Here is a 4,827-nt window from a genome sequence, read left to right as displayed (position 1 = left end):
CGAAGAGAATTCTTACCAAGCAATGCCCCCATCAAATAAACAATGATTTTATTTTGAACCTCAATGTATAGTAGCAACAAAGAAATAACTTTAGACATCAAGTTTGCCGCCTCCTTTGTTTGAGTAATTTTTTGAATGGTCAACTAAAAATTACCCTTAAATTGAGGGGGTGGCAATACCTTAATATAAATTTTTCAATAACAACAAGGTTTTTGACACAATAATCTATAAAACTTTTGACAATACGACTTAGAAATAGAAGGTGTACTTATGAATGAAGCTCGTCCAATTAATTTAATAATTATCACAGGTATGTCGGGTGCTGGGAAGACTGTAGCGATCCAAAGTTTAGAGGATTTGGGCTACTTTTGTGTAGATAATCTACCACCAATTTTGATTCCTAAATTCGTTGAATTATTTATAAAATCAGGTGAAAAAACTAATAAAGTAGCTTTAGTAGTTGACCTTCGTGGTAGAGAATTTTTTGAAACCCTATCAGATTCATTATTATTTTTAGATGAATCTAATAACATTAACTATCAAATAGTATTTTTAGAAGCTGATGATAAAACTTTAGTAAGAAGATATAAGGAGACTAGAAGAAAACATCCTTTATCCAAAGAATCTTCACCAATTGAGGGTATAATTGCTGAAAGAAAGTTGCTAGAAGAATTAAAGGGTAGAGCAAGTCAAATTATTGATACAAGTTCGTTAAAGGCAATTGAGTTAAAAGAGAAAATGGTTGCATGGTTCTCTGAAATAGGGAACAGTAGGGTATCAATAAATATTATTTCTTTTGGCTTTAAATACGGGATTCCAATTGATGCCGATTTGGTTTTTGATGTTCGCTTTCTACCAAATCCACACTATGTAGATTCGCTACGTCCATTAACTGGTTTAGATGTACCAGTGTACGAATATGTGATGAAGTGGGCAGATACAAAAGAATTCTTAACTAGAATAGTAGACCTTCTTAATTATTTAATTCCCAAGTACCAGAAAGAAGGGAAAAGCCAATTGGTGATTGGAATTGGGTGTACTGGTGGAAAACATCGATCTGTTGCTATTACTGAATATATTTCTAAGGCTATCAGTACCGATTGGAGAGTGAATACTAGTCATCGGGATCTAACAAAAGATCGCGGGTAGGTGCAAAATGGAAGATACAAATAAAAAGAAAATAGTTGTAATTGGCGGTGGGACTGGTTTATCGGTTATTTTAAGGGGATTAAAGAAAAAAGATATAGAGATAAGTGCGATTGTAACTGTGGCAGATGATGGAGGAAGTTCGGGTAGACTTAGGGATGAGTTGGATATGCTTCCCCCTGGCGATATTCGAAATGTGATCATTGCTTTAGCTAACACAGAGCCATTATTAGAAAAATTGTTGCAATACCGATTCCAAAAGGGTGATGGTTTAGCTGGCCATACCTTAGGTAATTTATTCATTGCCGCAATGCAAGAAATAACAGGAGACTTTGTTCTTGCCATAAAAGAAATAAGCAGGGTATTGGCAGTTAAGGGGCAAGTATTACCTGCGACTTTACAAAAAATTGTCCTATACGCTGAATTAGAAGATGGTTCAATCGTTAAAGGAGAGTCTAACATCCCTAATACAGGTAAGGCGATCAAAAGGGTATTCATAAAACCAGATAATGTTAAACCGCTGATAGAAGCTTTAAGAGTGATAGAAGAAGCAGATGCTATTATTATTGGACCGGGTAGTCTATATACCAGTATTATTCCTAATCTTTTGGTTCCTAAGCTAAAAGAAACGATTCTTTTGGCAAAGGGGAAAAAGATTTTTATTAGTAATGTGATGACACAACCAGGTGAAACAGATGGGTATACAGCCTTAGATCATGTTGAAGCTATTGAAAGACATGTGGGGCAACGTTTCATCGAATATGTTATAGTAAATGATGAGAATATTCCTGAAGAAATTATTGAACAATATCGATTAAAGGGAGCAGAACCAGTAATAGCTGACCAAAATTTATTTTCCAAGGGGTATCAAGTGATAACTGATAAGTTTTTAAAGTATAATGCATTTTTACGTCATGATGCCGATAAACTGGCGGAATGTGTTTTAAATATTTTAGATTAGCGAACATTTTTATATAAAATATGGTAAATAATCATCTTTATAGGTTAAGGTGAATTGGAATAATTGTTTTATTGGAAATGGGGTAATGATAATGTCCTTTGCCTCCGAAACCAAAAAAGAATTAACATATGTTGAGGGTAAGGATTTTGATAGCAAGATTGCTGAATTATCAGCATTAGTTAAGATGAACGGTAGCGTACAATTGACTAATCAAAAAGTGATAATAGATGTTTTAACGGAAAATGCGGCAATTGCTAGAAAAATATACTCTTTGATTAAAGAACTATTTCATGTTCAAGCCGAATTGATGGTTAGAAAAAAAATGAGGCTTAAGAAGAATAATATTTATGTTGTGCGGATTCCCGGGCAAGTTGAGCAAATACTAAAAAGACTAGCAATAGTTGAAAAGGGATTCAGCTTTTATCCAGGGATAAAGGAAGAGTTAATTCAAACTGTTGATAGTAAACGTTCTTACTTGCGTGGAGCTTTTTTAGCTGCAGGTTCTATTAACCATCCGGAAAGTTCTTCATATCATCTTGAAATATATTCAAGTTATCGTGAACATATTGTAGCACTTTCTCAATTAGCAAATGACTTTATGTTAAATGCTAAATGGATTGAAAGGAAGAAAGGTTTTTTTATGTATATTAAGGAGGGGGAAAAAATTTCAGAATTCCTTAATATCATAGGGGCGCATCAAGCGTTATTGAAATTTGAAGATGTGAGAATCGTTAAGGATATGCGTAATTCAGTCAATAGGATAGTAAATTGTGAGACAGCAAATTTAAACAAAACTGTCAAAGCTGCTATGAGGCAAATAGAAAATATCCAATTAATTGATGATATTATTGGCTTAGATTCTCTTCCTCCAAAACTAAAAGAAGTAGCTGAAACGCGTCTGAAATATCCAGAATTAACATTGAATGAACTAGGAAACTATATTCCAAGTGGAAAAGTCAGCAAATCTGGGGTTAATCATCGTTTAAGAAAAATAGATGAAATTGCGAGCAAATTGAAAAATAATTGATGTATTTAAATGCTAGATTATAGTATATTAGATATTAATAAGCAACCTACATGATTATAGGAGGGATTTAGATATGGTAAAAAAATTAGTAAAGGTAAATTTAAAAACTGGTTTACATGCTCGTCCAGCTGCACTATTTGTTCAGGAGGCAAATAAGTTTTCTTGTGATATTTCTATAGAGAAGGACGAAAAAGTTGTTAATGCTAAAAGTATCATGGGAATTATGAGTTTAGCTATTAACTCTGGGTCAGAAATTTATATCATTACAGATGGCGTAGATGAGGAACAAGCAGCTGAGAGATTAGCAGAATTGGTTAGTCAAGAAGATTAAAACTATTTTGATGGGGTAGACTCAGAACATCCTTTGTGGATAGATTAGGGTCTGCTCTTTTTTTAATATGTAATTTCCGTCGGTTGAAATACAGTTATATTATTGACTTAATGACTTTTGGGAAATACTATGAAATAAAAAAATTAAGGGGTGCTAACATCATGAATGTTGCAGAAAATATTGCTAAATTAATTGGAAATACACCAATTGTAAAGCTCAAATCAAGCGAGGATTCAGCTGATATCTATGTCAAATTGGAATACTATAATCCTGGTGGTAGTGTTAAAGATCGAATCGCGCTTCAAATGATTGAAGATGCAGAAACTGCTGGAATAATAAAACCAGGTGATACCATAATTGAGGCAACCAGTGGAAATACTGGGATAGGATTAGCGATGATAGCAGCAGCAAAAGGTTATAAAACTATTCTTGTTATGCCAGAAACAATGAGTATAGAAAGAAGGAATCTATTAAGGGCATATGGTGCTGAATTGATTTTAACTCCCGGGACCAAGGGGATGAAAGGTGCAATTGAGAAAACCAATGAGTTGGTAGCTACTTATGGTTATTTTCCTTTAAGGCAGTTTGAAAATCCTTCTAATCCCAAAGCCCATCGTCTCTATACAGCTCAAGAAATTTTAAGACAGATGGATGGAAAAATAGATGCTTTTGTAGCTGGAATTGGAACTGGAGGTACTATAACTGGAGTAGGAGAAGTGCTAAAAGAACATTCTCAAGATATTTTCATAGTAGGTGTAGAACCAAAGGATTCGCCTGTACTTTCGGGTGGTAATCCAGGTCCTCACAAAATCCAAGGAATTGGAGCAGGTTTTATTCCTAAAATATTAAATACTTCCATTTATGATGAAATATTTCAAGTAACAACAGAACAAGCGATGGGAACTGCGAGAGAAATCGCCAAAGGTGAAGGGATTCTAGGAGGTATCTCTACCGGAGCTGCAATATATGCGGCGAAAGTGTTAGCGAAGCGTCTTGGAAAAGGAAAAAATATCGTAACAATCGCTCCAAGTTATGGTGAAAGGTATTTGAGTACTCCATTATATAGTTTTGAGGATTAGTGGAATAAGGGTGGAAGATATAAAAAAGCACCGCTTGAACTGACCCCTGTCAAGTAGACAGGAATAAAAAAGCACATTTATGCAGCCTGAGTCCTATATTCATAAGGACTCAGGTTATTTAATTTCTCTTGGAATCGGTGATGATTATAAAAACGTATGTACCTTTTAACGGCATTTTTTACTTCTTCAGTTGTGCGAAAAGAGTATAGATGAAAACACTCTGCCTTAAAGTGGCTGAAGAAATTCTCCATGCTGGCATTATCTAAACAATTTCCTTTTCTGG

General features: G+C 34.4%; 6 protein-coding genes. 5 read left to right on the top strand and 1 reads right to left on the bottom strand.

What is annotated here, in order from left to right:
* Window positions 1-270: 270 nt before the first annotated feature.
* The 5 genes from rapZ to cysK all read left to right on the top strand — a co-directional run bounded on the left by rapZ (window position 271) and on the right by cysK (window position 4,544).
* Window positions 271-1,149 (top strand): RNase adapter RapZ, encoded by an 879-nt coding sequence (gene rapZ / locus BHF71_RS09515; RefSeq protein WP_069657424.1) that lies wholly within the window; start codon window positions 271-273, stop codon window positions 1,147-1,149.
* Window positions 1,150-1,156: 7 nt separating this feature from the next.
* A complete protein-coding gene (locus BHF71_RS09510) occupies window positions 1,157-2,107 on the top strand; it encodes a gluconeogenesis factor YvcK family protein (RefSeq protein ID WP_069657423.1) in 951 nt (316 codons plus the stop codon).
* Between the two features lie 91 nt (window positions 2,108-2,198).
* A complete protein-coding gene (gene whiA, locus BHF71_RS09505; protein WP_069657422.1) occupies window positions 2,199-3,134 on the top strand; it encodes a DNA-binding protein WhiA in 936 nt (311 codons plus the stop codon).
* Window positions 3,135-3,207: 73 nt separating this feature from the next.
* Window positions 3,208-3,465: an HPr family phosphocarrier protein gene (locus BHF71_RS09500; protein WP_069657421.1), complete on the top strand. Its 258-nt coding sequence runs from the start codon at window positions 3,208-3,210 to the stop codon at window positions 3,463-3,465.
* A 161-nt stretch (window positions 3,466-3,626) separates the two neighbouring features.
* On the top strand, window positions 3,627-4,544 hold the full coding sequence (gene cysK, locus BHF71_RS09495) for a cysteine synthase A (RefSeq protein ID WP_069657420.1): 918 nt from the start codon (window positions 3,627-3,629) through the stop codon (window positions 4,542-4,544).
* A gap of 77 nt (window positions 4,545-4,621) precedes the next feature.
* Here the strand turns inward: cysK and BHF71_RS09490 are convergent.
* The coding region (locus BHF71_RS09490; protein ID WP_141705336.1) for an IS3 family transposase at window positions 4,622-4,827 on the bottom strand (206 nt) is incomplete at its 5' end.

Source organism: Vulcanibacillus modesticaldus, assembly GCF_001730235.1.
Taxonomy (GTDB): domain Bacteria; phylum Bacillota; class Bacilli; order Tepidibacillales; family Tepidibacillaceae; genus Vulcanibacillus; species Vulcanibacillus modesticaldus.
This window is presented reverse-complemented; position numbering and strand designations above follow the sequence as displayed.